Here is a 13,326-nt window from a genome sequence, read left to right as displayed (position 1 = left end):
TGGGAGTTCGCAGCGCTTAAGCCGCAATCCGCCGGCAATGCTTCCACGCCGCTGCGATCAGATTGATGCTGGCCTCTGGCGTGCGGAACGCGGAATGCGCCGATAGCGTCACATTAGGCAGTGTCGTCAGCACATGGTTCGCGGGTAGCGGTTCGATGTCGAACACGTCGAGACCGGCATGGCGCAGATGGCCGGAGCGCAGCGCATCGATCATCGCCGCTTCATCGATCACGGCGCCGCGGGCAGTATTGACGAGGATCGCGCCCTTCTTCATCTGCGCGATGCGGTCGCGTGTTATCATGCCGCGCGTCTCGTCATTCAGCAGAAGATGAATTGAAACGACGTCGCTCTGCGACAGCACGGTTTCCATGTCAGTGAACTCGACACCGGGATGGGTCTTCGGCGACCGGTTCCAGGCAATCACCTTCATGCCCGAACCGAGCGCAATACGCGCGACTTCCGCAGCGATGCCGCCGAAGCCGATCAGACCAACCGTTTTGCCAGTCAGCTCCATGCCCTCGTCGCGCAACCAGTTGCCGGCCCGCATTTCACGGTCTTGCTGGGCAAGGCCGCGCGCGGCAGCCCACATATGCGCGACGGCGCATTCGGCGACGGCGGTGTCGCCGTAGCCGCGGATCAGATGCACCTCGATCCCGAGTTCGGCGAGCTCCTCGATGTGCATGTAGCTACGCGCACCGGTGCCGAGAAACACGACATGCTTCAGGCCGGCGCACTGCTTGGCCACATCGGTCGGCAGATAGGTGTGATCGACTATGGCGATCTCGGCGCCGTCCAGCACCCCAGGCAAATCGGCTGACTTGATGTCCTCATCGCGATTGATCTTGATTGCGATGTCGCCTGGCTGCGTCAGCCGTTCCAGAATCTTCGCCAGTTCTTCGCTGGCATCGACGAATACACCCCGCATCACTATCCCCTGTCTGTCTTCGTTATTTCGATGCGACGCCGGCAAGCGCCAGCACCGTATGCATCAATACATTGGCGCCGGCGGCGCAATCTTCCTGCGTCGAGCTTTCGAGCTCGTTGTGGCTGATACCATCCTTGCTCGGAATGAACACCATCGCTGTCGGCATGATGTTGTTGAGGTTGCAGGCGTCGTGGCCGGCGCCAGAGGTGATACGGCGATGCGAGTAGCCGAGCGAGGTCGCAGCGGTCTCGACCGCATTGACGAAGTCCTTGTTGAAGTGCGTCGGCGGCTTGTGCCAGACTTTGTCGAAGGCGACGTCGACCTTGCGATGCGCGGCGATCTCCTTGATGGCATCGCGCACGCCTTTCTCGATGGCGTCCAGCTTGCCGGCGTCGGCGCTGCGCAGATCCATGGTGAAGGCGATCTCGCCGGGGATCACGTTGCGCGACGGATTTGCGATCACGGCTTCGCCGATAGTGCCGAGCGCGCCGATATTGCTGACGACACGCTCGGTGGCCAGCACGATCTCGGACAGTGTCGCCAGCGCATCCTTGCGCAGCGGCATCGGGGTCGAGCCGGCATGGCTCTCGAAGCCGGTGATCTTGCCGTCGAACCACAGCACGCCCTGGCCGGAATCGACCACGCCGATGGTCTTGCTTTCGGCCTCCAGGATCGGGCCCTGCTCGATATGCAGTTCGACGAAGCCCGAGAATTTCTGCGTGCCGACCGCAACGTCGCCGCGATAGCCAATCTCGTCGAGCGCTTCGCCGACGGTGACACCTGCAATGTCCTTGCGCGACAGAATGTCGTCGGTGGTGAAGTCGCCGACATAGGCGGCGGAGGCCATCATCGCCGGCGCAAAGCGCGAGCCTTCCTCGTTGGTCCAGTTGGCGATGCAGATCGGCATCTCGGTTTCGATGCCGGCATCATTCAGCGTGCGGACGACTTCGAGCGCGCCGAGTACGCCGAGAATGCCGTCGAACTTGCCTCCAGTCGGCTGAGTGTCGAGATGCGAGCCGATGCCGATCGGGGCCGTCGACATGTCGCGGCCCTTACGCAGCGCGAACATCGAGCCGAGGGCATCGACATGCACCTCCAGGCCGGCATCTTCGCACGCCTTGCGGAACCAGTTGCGCACCAGTTTATCTTCAGGGCCGAGCGTCAAACGCCGCACACCGCCTTTTGGCGTGCCGCCGAATTTCGCCGTCTCGTTGATGGTGTCCCAGAGCCGCGCGGAATCGATTTTGAGGTTGTCGCCAAGCTTGGTCATGCGGTCTGTCCCGAGAAGTTTGTGTTGAAGAGGCCTGCTTTTCAATGACCCGGCGATGCCGGCTCGTCAACCAATGGGCTGTTCTGCGCCAGTTGCGCAGCAATGCCTGCGACGAGTTCGATCGCGGCCGTGTCGGGTGACGCGAGCCAGCTTGCCGAAAATGTCAGCGGCTGGAGTTGCAGGTTGGTATTGAGCAATTGCAGCCGTCCGTCCGCGAGTTCGTTCTCGATGATGGCTGTCGGGATCAGTGCTATGCCTAAGCCCTCAATCGCCATGTGCATTACGGTAGACAGCGACGCGCTGGCGTGCAGCCGGATCGGTGGCAGGTCGGGCCGGTTGAACAGCGAGCGCGCGATCTCGTAGGGCCGGGTCTTGCGCGAGAAGGTGATGATGGGAAATTTCGCGAGGTCATGGATCGAGAGCAGATCATTGCCGAGCCCGAGCGAAGGGCTGGCGAGAAAGCCGACGGGGTAGTCGCACAGCACACGGTTGCGAATGTTGGATGTCGAAAGCGGCCCGAGCACGAAAGCGAGATCGATCTCCTGTGCCTGCAACCGCGCGTTCAGGTTCGGCGTGATATCAACCTCGATTTCGAGGGACAGGTTCGGATACGAGATGTTGACGTGCTTGATCAGCCGCGTCAGCAAAGTGTGGACGATGGTCTCGGCGACGCCGAGCCGCAGAACGCCGCGCATTGCCGAGCGATCGCCAACCGCCGCCATCATCTCGGAGCGCAGGCCGATCAGCTTTTCGGCATAGACCAGCATCTGCCGTCCGGCCGTCGTCGGCGAGGCCATACGGCGGTCCCGCTGCAGAAGCCGCACGCCCATCTCGTGTTCCAGTTGCGCGATACGCTGGGAGATTGCCGGCTGGGTCGTGTTGAGCTTCTGGGCCGCGCCGCGGAAGCTGCCGAGATTGACCACCCAGAGAAAAGTCTCCAGCGCCTTGAAGTCCGCCATGGATGCGATCCGGCTATAGATAAGTAGGATTTATGGATATCGATTAAAAACAACGATTAGACATTATACTAGCCCTGAGTTTCAGTGCGTGTCGAGGCAGAATTAGGCAGGACACTAAGATGGCTATTTCTTCGGCAGCGCAGCAAAGCGACGATCGATCCTCGGATTTGCCCAGCGCGGTTGCTCGCCGCGAATATCGCGCGGGCAAATATGGCAGCACCGCCGGAGTGGCCCCGGGTTATGTCCAGGGCAATCTCGTCATTCTGCCGGAAGCCCAGGCCGCGGCTTTCCATCGCTTCTGCCAGCTCAATCCGAAGCCGTGCCCGATCATCGGCATGTCGGATGTCGGCAATCCAAGCATTCCCGCGCTCGGTCTTGATCTCGATATCCGGACTGACATTCCGCAATATGTCGTCTGGAAGGACGGCGAGGCGATTGATCGCCCTTACGAGGTGACGAAGTACTGGCGCGACGATCTCGTGTCTTTCGTCATCGGATGTTCGTATTCGTTCGAAGAAGCCATGATGGCCGATGACCTGCCGATCCGTCACATCGAACAGGATGTGCTGGTGCCGATGTATCGCACAAACATCGCCTGCAAATCCGCTGGCCCGTTCGCCGGGCCGATGGTGGTGTCGATGCGACCGCTGAAGCCGGCTGATGCGATCCGTGCCGTCCAGATCACCTCGCGGTTTCCCGCAGTGCATGGCGCGCCGGTACATCTGGGTCTGCCGCAGTCGATCGGCATCAAGGATATCAACAAGCCTGATTACGGCGATGCGGTGCACATCAACGACGATGAAATCCCGGTGTTCTGGGCCTGTGGCGTCACGCCGCAAGCGGTCATTGCTGCAGCGCGCGTGCCGTTCGCGATTACGCATGCGCCGGGTGTCATGCTCGTCACGGACCTGAAGAATAAGCATTTGGCTGTTTTATAAGAAGCAGCTTGCCGATCTTTCGGGCTTTACCGTAACCTTGATTAGTTTCATCGATAGCCGCCGGTCACAAAGGACAAAGACATGACGATTTCTCGCCGAAACGTATTGCTTGGAGGCGCCGCTTCCGCCGCGCTGCTGCCTCTCGCCAAGCCCGCGCGCGCGCAGGTCAAGGAAGTCGTGATTGGCGTGATTTATCCGCTGTCTGGCGCCAGCGCGCAAATCGGTGTCGATGCGCAGAAGGCTTTCGAAACGGCTGCCGACATCATCAACAAGGATTACGATTTCGCATTGCCGATGGCGAAGGGCGAAGGCTTCACCGGTCTCGGCGGCGCCAAGGTGCGTCTCGTATTTGCCGACCACCAAGCCGATCCGCAGAAGGGCCGCGCTGAAGCCGAACGCCTCATCACCCAGGAGAAGGTCTCGGCCATCGTCGGCACCTATCAGAGCGCCGTCGCCGTCACCGTCAGCCAGATCTGCGAACGCTACCAGATCCCGTTCCTGTCGGCCGACAACTCGTCGCCAAGCCTGCATCGCCGCGGTTTGAAATATTACTTCCGCGCCGCCCCGCATGACGAAATGTTCTCGACGGCGATGTTCGATTTCTTCGATGCGCTGAAGAAAAAAGGCCAGAAGATCGAGACGCTGGCGCTGTTCCACGAAGACACCATCTTCGGCACGGACTCCGCGAATGCGCAGCTCAAGCTCGCTGCCGATCGCGGTTACAAGATCGTCGCCGACATCAAGTATCGCGCCAATTCGCCGTCACTCACTGCCGAAGTGCAGCAGCTCAAGGCTGCCAATGCCGACGTGCTGATGCCGTCGAGCTACACCACCGATGGCATCCTGCTCATCAAGACCATGGGCGAACTCGGCTACAAGGCCAAGAACATCGTCGCACAGGACGCCGGCTTCTCCGAGAAGGCGCTGTATGATGCGGTCGGTGACAAGATTCCGGGCGTGATCTCGCGCGGTTCGTTCTCGCTCGATCTCGCCGCCAAGCGTCCGATGGTCGGCAAGATCAACGACATGTTCAAGGAGAAGTCCGGCAAGGACTTCAACGACTACTCCTCGCGCCAGTTCATGGGCCTGATCGTGATGGCCGATGCCATCAATCGTGCCAAGTCCACCGATGGTGAGAAAATCCGCGAAGCGCTGGTCGCCACCGACATGCCGGGCGAAAGCACGATCATGCCGTGGGCCAAGGTCAAGTTCGACGAGTTGGGCCAGAACAACAACGCCGATCCGGTACTGCTGCAGTATAATGGTGGCAAGTTCGTCACCATCTTCCCGCCGCAGGCCGCCGTGGCGGATGCGATCTGGCCGATGCCGTAAGGCGCGTTCTCTAAACGCATGTGGTGGCGTCGTCGGACTCGACGATGCCACCACATACTCCGGTGTCATCCCCGCCTAGCACGCCGAAGGCGTGCGGGGGGCGGGGATCCATATCCTCCGAAGGATTGGTTTGCACCTGGTCTGACCGGCATTGCCCAGTTGTGATGTCGGTGGTTATGGGTCCCCGCTTTCGCGGGGACGACAGACAGAGAGGATTACTTCGTGACCGCCGCGACCATCATCCAGAGCCTTGCCAGCGGATTGCTGATGGGGCTGCTCTACGGCCTGCTCGCGGTCGGCCTCGCGCTGATCTTCGGGTTGATGGACGTCACCAACTTCGCCCATGGCGAATTCCTGATGTTGGCGATGTACCTCACCTTCTTCCTGTTCATGTTCTGGGCGGTCGATCCACTGCTGTCGATCCCGCTGGTGGCCGCCGGCATGTTCGTGTTCGGCGCGGTGATCTATCTCGTGATCATACGCTTCGCGATGCGAGCCAAGGCCAATATCGGCATGGTGCAGATCTTCGCAACCTTCGGCCTCGCCATCCTGATGCGCGGCCTCGCGCAGTTCTTCTTCACCCCGGATTATCGAAGCATCCCGGCCTCGTTCCTCGGCGGCAAGACGATCTCGATCTTCGGGGTGTTCCTGCCGGTGCCGCAGCTGGTCGGTGCGCTGATCTCGATCGCCGCCTTCGGCGCACTCTACTTCTTCATGAAGAAGACCGATTTCGGTCGCGCGCTGGAAGCGACCCGTGAGGATGCCGGTGCCGTGGCGCTGGTCGGCATCGACAAGAACAAGGTGTTTGCCCTCGGCTGGGGCCTCGGCTCGGCGCTGATCGGTCTGGCCGGCGGCGTGATGGCGATCTTCTTCTATATCTACCCTGATGTGGGCGCGTCCTTTGCGCTGATCGCTTATGTCACCGTGGCGCTCGGCGGCTTTGGCAGCGTGTTCGGCGCGTTCGCGGGCGGCATCATCGTCGGTCTGGTCGAGGCGACCACGGCGATGATCCTGCCGCCGTCGCTCAAATCGGTCGGCATCTATGCCGTCTATCTTCTCGTCGTCTTTGTCCGGCCGCGCGGCCTGTTCGGATCGATCTGATGGACAGCTTCACCCAACGTCGCCGCCGCGACCTCATTCTCGCCGCCGCGCTTGCGGCCATCGCCGCCTGCGTGCCGTTCTTCGTCAAGGACGTCTATGTCCAGAACATCATGGTGCTGACCCTGATGTATGCGGCGCTGTCGCAGGCCTGGAACATCCTTGGCGGTTATTGCGGCCAGATCTCGCTCGGCCACGCGCTCTATTTTGGCCTCGGCGCCTATACGACGGCGCTGCTGTTTACCAAATTCGGCGTGCTGCCGTGGTTCGGCATGCTCGGCGGTGGCATCATTTCCGCGCTGATCGCGCTCGCCTTGGGTTATCCGACCTTCCGCCTGCGCGGCCATTACTTCGTCATCGCCACAATCGTCATCGCCGAAATTGGCTTCCTGCTGTTCCACAATTGGGACTATGCCGGTGCGGCGCTCGGCATCGACATCCCGGTGCGCGGCGATAGCTGGGCCAAGTTCCAGTTCACGCGCAGCAAGCTGCCGTTCTATTACTTCGCGCTGGTGTTCTGCTGCGTCGCCTGGTTCATCACCTGGTGGCTGGAAGACTCCAAATGGGGCTTCTGGTGGCGCGCGGTGAAGGATAATCCCGATGCGGCCGAAAGCCTCGGCGTCGTGGTGTTCAATTCCAAGATGGGCGCAGCGGCCGTCTCGGCCTTCCTCACCGCGATCGGCGGCGCTTTCTATGCGCAGTTCGTCTCCTATATCGATCCTGAAAGCGTCATGACCTTCCAGTTCTCGCTGCTGATGGCATTGCCTGCGGTGCTGGGCGGTATCGGCACGCTGTGGGGCCCGGTGCTCGGCGCGGTCATCCTGATCCCGATGACCGAACTGACGCGCTCCTTCATCGGCGGCTCCGGCCGCGGCGTCGATCTCATCCTCTATGGCGCAGTGATCGTCGTGATCTCGCTGGCGCGGCCCGATGGTTTGATCGGCCTGTTCTCGCGACGTCCGGCTTCGAAAGGAGTGCCGCAATGACGACACCTCTTCTCGAAACCCGTGGCGTCTGGCAGCGCTTCGGCGGCCTGATCGCCAATAGCGACGTCTCGATCTCCGTCGGCGCTGGCGAAATCGTCGGCCTGATCGGGCCGAACGGCGCCGGCAAGTCGACGCTGTTCAACCTGATCGCCGGCGTGCTGCCGCCGACGCAGGGCACGATCTGGTTCAACGGCGAGAACGTCACGCAGATGCCGGCGGCGGAACGCTGCCAGCGCGGTATCGCGCGCACCTTCCAGGTGGTGAAGAGCTTCGAGACCATGACCGTGATCGACAACGTCATCGTCGGCGCGCTGATCCGCAACGAAAAGATGCGCGATGCGCGGCGCAAGGCACATGAGGTGCTTGAGTTCTGCGGTCTTGCCCCGCGCGCCGACAAGCTTGCTAGGGATCTCATTCCGTCGGAGAAGCGTCGCCTCGAAGTGGCCCGTGCGCTGGCCACCGAACCGAAGCTCCTGATGCTCGACGAATGTCTCACCGGCCTGACGCCGCTCGAGGCGCAGTCGGGCGTGGCCCTGGTCCGCAAGGTCCGCGAGACCGGCGTCACCGTGCTGATGGTTGAACACGTCATGGAAATCGTCATGCCGCTGGTCGACCGCGCCATCGTGCTCAATCTCGGCAAGAAGCTTGTCGAGGGCAAACCCGCGGATGTCGTGCGGCATCCTGAAGTCATCAGTGCATATCTCGGGGATCGCCATGCTGTCGGTGCGTGAGGCCACCACCGCCTATCAGGGGCTGGTCGCCATTTCGGACGTCACCATCGACGTCGCCAAGGGCGAGATCGTCGCCGTCTGCGGCTCCAACGGCGCCGGCAAGTCGACGCTGATCAAGACCATTGCCGGCGCCGAGCGCCCGCGTTCGGGCACCGTCACCTTCGATGGCGAGCAGATCAACGGCGTGCCGCAGCATCTCATCACCGCGCGCGGCATCGCCTATGTGCCGGAAAACCGCCGGCTGTTTCCGCGGTTGTCGGTGGAAGACAACCTCCGCCTCGGCAGCTACATGTATCGCGGCAAGCCCGATCGCGACGAGCCGTTGAAGCTGGTGTTCGACCTGTTCCCGCGCCTTTCCGAACGTCTCGAGCAGCGCGCCGAAACCCTGTCCGGCGGCGAGCAGCAGATGCTGGCCATCAGCCGCGCACTGATGACCCGTCCGCGCCTGTTGATGCTCGACGAGCCGTCGCAGGGCATCATGCCGAAGCTGGTGGACGAGATCTTTCAGGCGGTCATCAAGATCCGCGACGCGGGCATGACTGTGCTGATCGTCGAGCAGCGCATGGCCGAAGTGCTGGAGATCGCCGACCGCGCCTATATCCTGCAGACCGGCCGCGTCCAGATGCAGGGCAAGGCCTCGGAGATTGCGACCAATCCGGATGTGCGCAAGGCGTATCTGGGGCTGTAGCGCTCGGTCGCTTCGGCTGTCATTGCGAGGAGCGCAGCCACGAAGCAATCCAGTTCCATCTGCGCTTGCCGCTTCTGGATTGCTTCGCTGCGCTCGCAATGACGAGGATGGGCCGGGGCTATTCGAAGAGACTGCCGTAAAGGTCTTTCCAGTTCGGATTGACTGCTTCGATCAGCGCCAATTTCTTGGTTCGGCTGCCGGCTTTAATCTGTTTTTCGCGCGCAATCGCCGATTCCATTGTCTCATGGACCTCGAACCAGACGAGCAGCTTGCATCCGTAGGACTTGGAAAAGCCGGACACCAGGCCTTCGCGATGCTCGTAGATGCGCTTTGGCAGATTGCTGGTGACCCCCGTATAGAGCGTCCCATTTCGACGACTGGCCATGATGTAGACGCAAGGTTCTTTCACAGCTCCCTCCACATCGATGGTTCACCGTCCTCTCCCCGTCATTGCGAGGAGCGAAGCGACGCGGCAATCCAGAAGCAACAAGCGAAGACTGGATTGCTTCGTCGCAAGGGCTCCTCGCAATGACGGGGGAGGGGCAATGCCGTCAATTTCGGTCAGTGCCCATGCGCGTCATGATCGGGCAGAACCAGCCCGAACGTCGCCACCAGGTCCTTCACTTGTGCCGGCGTCAGGTGCCGCGGGTTGAGCCCGCGGAGCAGCAGATAGAGTTTCGCGGTTTCTTCGAGTTCCTCGATGGCATAGACCGCTGCTTCCAGCGTGTCGCCGGAGACCACCGGGCCGTGATTGGCCAGCAGAACCGATGAATATTTGCCGGCGAGCCCCCTGATAGCGTCGGCGACGGCGGGGTCACCGGGCCGATAATACGGCACCAGGGCCGTCGCGCCGCATTTCATCAGGTAATAGGGCGTCATCGGTGGCAGCGCGGCGCGCGGATCGATTTCCGGCAGCATCGAGATGGCGACCGAATGGGTCGAATGCAGATGCACCACGGCGCGGGCGGCGCTGCGTGTCTCATACAGTGCCGTATGCAGCGGAACCTCTTTGGTTGGCGCGTCGCCAGATATGAGGCGGCCGTTGCTGTCGAGGCGCGAGAGCCGGGCCGGATCGAGTGAGCCCAGTGACGCATTGGTCGGGCTCACCAGCCAGCCGCCATCATCGCAGCGCACACTGATATTGCCTGATGAGCCCGGCGTCAGCCCACGGTCGAACAGCGAGCGGCCGAGCCGGCAGATCTCTTCACGCAGCTTTGTGTCAGTCACCGGATGTCCTCGGTCTTTTCTTGGCATTTCCTCGTGATGCTTTTTCCCACGCTTTCGCATGATGGCCAAGCCGTGTTACCGAGAGGCAAGGCCGCCTCAAGCTGGCCATCGAGGACCCCTAGGGAATTGCCGCATGTCACCTGCATCTGAAAAACCAAGTTCTGAGAGACCACGCGTCGCCGTTATTGGTCTGGGATCGATGGGCTATGGCATGGCCTTGTCGCTCAAGAAGGCCGGCTTCGCGGTGACCGGCTGCGACGTCTCGGCGGATGCGGTGAAGCGCTTCGTGGCCGACGGAGGGCAGGGCGCTGATACCCCGGCCGGCGCTGCGCAGGGCGCGGATATCGTCATCAGCGTCGTCGTCAATGCCGCGCAGACGGCGACCATCCTGTTCGGGACGGATGGCGTTGCCGAAACGCTGCCGAAAGGTGCGGTATTCGTATCGTCCGCGACGATGGATCCCGATGTCGCCCGCCGTCTCGCTGGGGATCTCGAAGCCACCGGCCGACATTACCTCGATGCCCCGATCTCCGGCGGTGCACAGCGCGCGGCGCAGGGCGAACTCACCATTCTTGCATCCGGCAGCGAGGCTGCCTTTGCCAAGGCGCGGCCGGCGCTCGATGCGATGGCCGCCAAGCTCTACGAACTCGGTGATGCCGCCGGGCAGGGCGCCGCTTTCAAGATGATCAACCAGCTCCTCGCAGGCGTACATATCGCCGCCGCCTCGGAAGCCATCGCGTTTGCCGCCAAGCAGGGTCTCGATATCCGCAAGGTCTACGAGGTGATCACCGCCTCCGCCGGCAACTCCTGGATGTTCGAGAACCGCATGCCGCATGTGCTCGATGGCGATTACACGCCGCGCAGCGCGGTCGATATCTTCGTCAAGGATCTTGGCATCATCCAGGACATGGCGCGTACAGCGAAATTCCCCGTGCCGGTCTCCGCTGCGGCTTTGCAGATGTTTCTGATGACCTCGGCGTCAGGCATGGGCCGCGATGACGACGCGTCGGTGGCGCGGATGTATGCCAAGGTCACCGGCACCAAGCTGCCGGGCGAGCCGAATTAAGAACACGAGGACGATCGATGCCCCGCTTCGCCGCCAATCTCAGCATGATGTTCAACGAACACGCATTCCTCGATCGCTTCGATGCCGCGGCCAAGGCAGGCTTTACTGCGGTGGAGTTCCTGTTCCCCTACGAGCATCCGCCGGAAGCGATCGCCGAACGACTGGAACGCAACGGGCTCAAGCAGGTGCTGTTCAATCTGCCACCGGGCGATTGGAATGCCGGCGAAAAGGGTTTTGCCGCACGTCCCGACAAGTTCGATGAGCTCCGGCAGAGCATTCACACGGCACTGCCTTATGCCCTGGCCACCAATGTCCGCCGCCTGCACATGATGGCGGGTCTCGCCGATCGCAAGGATCCGAAGGCCGTCGCGGCCTTCCGCAAATCCGTTGAATGGGCCGCGAATTTTCTCGGCGAACATGGCGTCGACGTGGTGATCGAGCCGATCAACCCGCGCGACGTGCCCGGCTATTTTCTCAACGACTTCATGTTCGCGCGCGACATCATCGCTGACATGAAGATTCCCAATCTCGGGCTGCAGTTCGATATCTATCACTGCCAGATCATGCACGGTGACGTCACGATGCGGCTGCGCGAGATGCTGCCGTGGATCGGGCATATCCAGATCGCCAGCGTGCCGTCGCGCAACGAACCGTCCGGTGAGGAACTGAACTATCCGTTCCTGTTCGATGAACTCGACCGGCTCGGCTACGACAATTATGTCGGCTGCGAATATCGCCCGGCCGGCGACACGGTCGCAGGACTTGGCTGGTTCAAGCCCTATGCCGGAGTGAAAGCATGACGCTGGCGCTGGGCTGCATCGCTGACGACTACACGGGTGCGTCCGACCTGGCCAACACGCTGACCCGCTGCGGTCTGCGCACGGTGCAGACCATCGGCATTCCTGCGGATGATCTGCAGCTGCCAGACGTCGATGCCGTTGTAGTATCGCTGAAGAGTCGCTCGATCGCGGCCAGCAGGGCGGTCGAGAAATCGCGCGCCGCCGAAAAATGGATGCGCAGCCGCGGCGCGGATCATGTGCTGTTCAAGATCTGTTCGACATTCGATTCCACCGATGCCGGCAATATCGGCCCGGTGATGGATGCGCTGCGGATCGATTCCGGCGACAACATCGTGCTGGTGACGCCGGCATTCCCCGAGACCGGCCGCACGGTCTATCAGGGCAATTTGTTCGTTGGTTCCGTGCCGCTGAACGAGAGCCCGCTAAAGGATCATCCGCTCAATCCGATGCACGACTCCAATCTCGTCCGCGTACTGGCGCGGCAGAGCACGACCAATATCGGGTTGGTCGATCTCGGAGTTGTCGCCTGCGGCGCCGACGTGGTGCGGACGCATCTCGATGGGCTGTCGGAGAATGGTTTTGGCGCGGCGATCATCGACGCGGTGTTTGCCAGCGATCTGGAAACCATCGGTGCGGTCGCCCTGGGTCATCGCGTCTCTGTCGGTGCATCCGGTATGGGGCTTGGCCTGGCGCGCGCACTGGTCGCGTCCGGCCGCGTCAAGGCGAACGCGGCGACTTCGATCAAGGATACGCCTGTGGGCGGTGCTGCAGCCTGTCTGGCTGGGAGTTGTTCGCAGGCGACGCTGCAGCAGATCGCGCGCGCCGAACAGGTAATGCCAGTGCTGCATCTTGATCCCGAACAGGTGATTGCCGGCGGCGCGGAAGTTCAGCGCGCGCTCGGCTGGGCGAAAGAGCGGCTCGGCAAAGGCCCGGTCCTGATCGCCAGCAGTTCGACGCCGGATCAGGTGACGGCCCTGCAAAAGCGCCATGGCCGCGATGCCGCGGGGCACGCCATCGAGCAGGCGATGGCCGATCTCGCTGAAGGTCTCGTCCGCGCCGGCGTACAACGGCTCGTCGTGGCTGGTGGCGAGACATCCGGCGCTGTCGTGGATCGTTTGGGCATTCCGGGCTTCCTGGTCGGTGCGGAAATCGCCGCCGGTGTGCCGGTGTTGCGCGCGGTCGGTACAGCGGAGCACCAGATGTTGCTGGCATTGAAGTCCGGCAATTTCGGCGGTCCGGATTTCTTCGCGGACGCGCTTGGCCTGATGGTGTGATGGCTGTCGCCCAATCCAGGGGCGACACGCTG

Annotated in this window: 14 protein-coding genes; 9 read left to right on the top strand and 5 right to left on the bottom strand. The window is 62.0% G+C overall.

Annotation, left to right across the window (positions count from 1 at the left end; all coding sequences use genetic code 11):
* Nucleotides 1–16: 16 nt before the first annotated feature.
* The 3 genes from AB7951_RS23550 to AB7951_RS23540 are packed head-to-tail and all read right to left on the bottom strand — an operon-like array spanning nt 17 to nt 3,154.
* The gene (locus AB7951_RS23550; RefSeq protein ID WP_439062173.1) at nt 17–925 is read right to left on the bottom strand and encodes an NAD(P)-dependent oxidoreductase; all 909 of its coding nucleotides are present in this window, start codon (nt 923–925) and stop codon (nt 17–19) included.
* A gap of 22 nt (nt 926–947) precedes the next feature.
* Nucleotides 948–2,195: a Zn-dependent hydrolase gene (locus AB7951_RS23545; protein WP_439062174.1), complete on the bottom strand. Its 1,248-nt coding sequence runs from the start codon at nt 2,193–2,195 to the stop codon at nt 948–950.
* A gap of 41 nt (nt 2,196–2,236) precedes the next feature.
* A complete protein-coding gene (locus AB7951_RS23540) occupies nt 2,237–3,154 on the bottom strand; it encodes a LysR family transcriptional regulator (RefSeq protein WP_439062175.1) in 918 nt (305 codons plus the stop codon).
* Nucleotides 3,155–3,273: 119 nt separating this feature from the next.
* Between AB7951_RS23540 and AB7951_RS23535 the strand changes: the two genes are divergently transcribed.
* The 6 genes from AB7951_RS23535 to AB7951_RS23510 all read left to right on the top strand — a co-directional run bounded on the left by AB7951_RS23535 (nt 3,274) and on the right by AB7951_RS23510 (nt 8,927).
* Nucleotides 3,274–4,092 carry a putative hydro-lyase gene (locus AB7951_RS23535; protein ID WP_175368759.1) on the top strand — a complete coding sequence of 273 codons (819 nt, stop codon included), beginning with the start codon at nt 3,274–3,276 and terminating at the stop codon, nt 4,090–4,092.
* A gap of 81 nt (nt 4,093–4,173) precedes the next feature.
* Nucleotides 4,174–5,424, top strand: a complete 1,251-nt coding sequence (locus AB7951_RS23530; RefSeq protein WP_068733256.1) for an ABC transporter substrate-binding protein — start codon at nt 4,174–4,176, stop codon at nt 5,422–5,424.
* 267 nt (nt 5,425–5,691) lie between these two features.
* Entirely contained in the window at nt 5,692–6,525 is an 834-nt protein-coding gene (locus AB7951_RS23525) for a branched-chain amino acid ABC transporter permease (RefSeq protein ID WP_231081212.1), read from the top strand.
* Nucleotides 6,525–7,508 carry a branched-chain amino acid ABC transporter permease gene (locus AB7951_RS23520; RefSeq protein WP_170849756.1) on the top strand — a complete coding sequence of 328 codons (984 nt, stop codon included), beginning with the start codon at nt 6,525–6,527 and terminating at the stop codon, nt 7,506–7,508. Before AB7951_RS23525 ends, AB7951_RS23520 begins: the two co-directional genes overlap by 1 nt.
* Nucleotides 7,505–8,239: an ABC transporter ATP-binding protein gene (locus tag AB7951_RS23515; protein ID WP_068733262.1), complete on the top strand. Its 735-nt coding sequence runs from the start codon at nt 7,505–7,507 to the stop codon at nt 8,237–8,239. Before AB7951_RS23520 ends, AB7951_RS23515 begins: the two co-directional genes overlap by 4 nt.
* Nucleotides 8,223–8,927 carry an ABC transporter ATP-binding protein gene (locus tag AB7951_RS23510; RefSeq protein WP_068733264.1) on the top strand — a complete coding sequence of 235 codons (705 nt, stop codon included), beginning with the start codon at nt 8,223–8,225 and terminating at the stop codon, nt 8,925–8,927. Before AB7951_RS23515 ends, AB7951_RS23510 begins: the two co-directional genes overlap by 17 nt.
* Before the next feature lie 118 nt (nt 8,928–9,045).
* Here AB7951_RS23510 and AB7951_RS23505 read toward each other — a convergent pair whose 3' ends face one another.
* Complete coding sequence (locus AB7951_RS23505; RefSeq protein WP_439062176.1) at nt 9,046–9,336, bottom strand: GIY-YIG nuclease family protein; 291 nt, start codon at nt 9,334–9,336, stop codon at nt 9,046–9,048.
* 152 nt (nt 9,337–9,488) lie between these two features.
* Entirely contained in the window at nt 9,489–10,154 is a 666-nt protein-coding gene (gene otnC / locus AB7951_RS23500) for a 3-oxo-tetronate 4-phosphate decarboxylase (protein WP_439062177.1), read from the bottom strand.
* 133 nt (nt 10,155–10,287) lie between these two features.
* Here otnC and ltnD point away from each other — a divergent pair, with 133 nt between their 5' ends.
* From ltnD to otnK, 3 genes are read left to right on the top strand one after another with little or no spacing between them, the layout of a single operon-like run.
* Complete coding sequence (ltnD, locus tag AB7951_RS23495; protein ID WP_439062178.1) at nt 10,288–11,220, top strand: L-threonate dehydrogenase; 933 nt, start codon at nt 10,288–10,290, stop codon at nt 11,218–11,220.
* 17 nt (nt 11,221–11,237) lie between these two features.
* Nucleotides 11,238–12,020: a 2-oxo-tetronate isomerase gene (otnI, locus tag AB7951_RS23490; protein WP_439066636.1), complete on the top strand. Its 783-nt coding sequence runs from the start codon at nt 11,238–11,240 to the stop codon at nt 12,018–12,020.
* On the top strand, nt 12,017–13,294 hold the full coding sequence (gene otnK, locus AB7951_RS23485) for a 3-oxo-tetronate kinase (RefSeq protein ID WP_439062180.1): 1,278 nt from the start codon (nt 12,017–12,019) through the stop codon (nt 13,292–13,294). Before otnI ends, otnK begins: the two co-directional genes overlap by 4 nt.
* Nucleotides 13,295–13,326 lie beyond the last annotated feature (32 nt).

Origin of the sequence: Tardiphaga sp. 285_C5_N1_2, from assembly GCF_052076065.1 — a bacterium.
GTDB lineage: Bacteria > Pseudomonadota > Alphaproteobacteria > Rhizobiales > Xanthobacteraceae > Tardiphaga > Tardiphaga robiniae.
The sequence above is the reverse complement of the archived record's forward strand: the minus strand, read 5'-3'. Positions and strand labels throughout refer to the sequence as shown.

Coding starts and splice junctions, on each gene's coding strand:
- AB7951_RS23550 (WP_439062173.1), bottom strand. CDS start 925: ATGCGGGGTGTATTCGTCGATGCCAGCGAAGAACTGGCGAAGATTCTG.
- AB7951_RS23545 (WP_439062174.1), bottom strand. CDS start 2,195: ATGACCAAGCTTGGCGACAACCTCAAAATCGATTCCGCGCGGCTCTGG.
- AB7951_RS23540 (WP_439062175.1), bottom strand. CDS start 3,154: ATGGCGGACTTCAAGGCGCTGGAGACTTTTCTCTGGGTGGTCAATCTC.
- AB7951_RS23535 (WP_175368759.1), top strand. CDS start 3,274: ATGGCTATTTCTTCGGCAGCGCAGCAAAGCGACGATCGATCCTCGGAT.
- AB7951_RS23530 (WP_068733256.1), top strand. CDS start 4,174: ATGACGATTTCTCGCCGAAACGTATTGCTTGGAGGCGCCGCTTCCGCC.
- AB7951_RS23525 (WP_231081212.1), top strand. CDS start 5,692: ATGGGGCTGCTCTACGGCCTGCTCGCGGTCGGCCTCGCGCTGATCTTC.
- AB7951_RS23520 (WP_170849756.1), top strand. CDS start 6,525: ATGGACAGCTTCACCCAACGTCGCCGCCGCGACCTCATTCTCGCCGCC.
- AB7951_RS23515 (WP_068733262.1), top strand. CDS start 7,505: ATGACGACACCTCTTCTCGAAACCCGTGGCGTCTGGCAGCGCTTCGGC.
- AB7951_RS23510 (WP_068733264.1), top strand. CDS start 8,223: ATGCTGTCGGTGCGTGAGGCCACCACCGCCTATCAGGGGCTGGTCGCC.
- ltnD (WP_439062178.1), top strand. CDS start 10,288: ATGTCACCTGCATCTGAAAAACCAAGTTCTGAGAGACCACGCGTCGCC.
- otnI (WP_439066636.1), top strand. CDS start 11,238: ATGCCCCGCTTCGCCGCCAATCTCAGCATGATGTTCAACGAACACGCA.
- otnK (WP_439062180.1), top strand. CDS start 12,017: ATGACGCTGGCGCTGGGCTGCATCGCTGACGACTACACGGGTGCGTCC.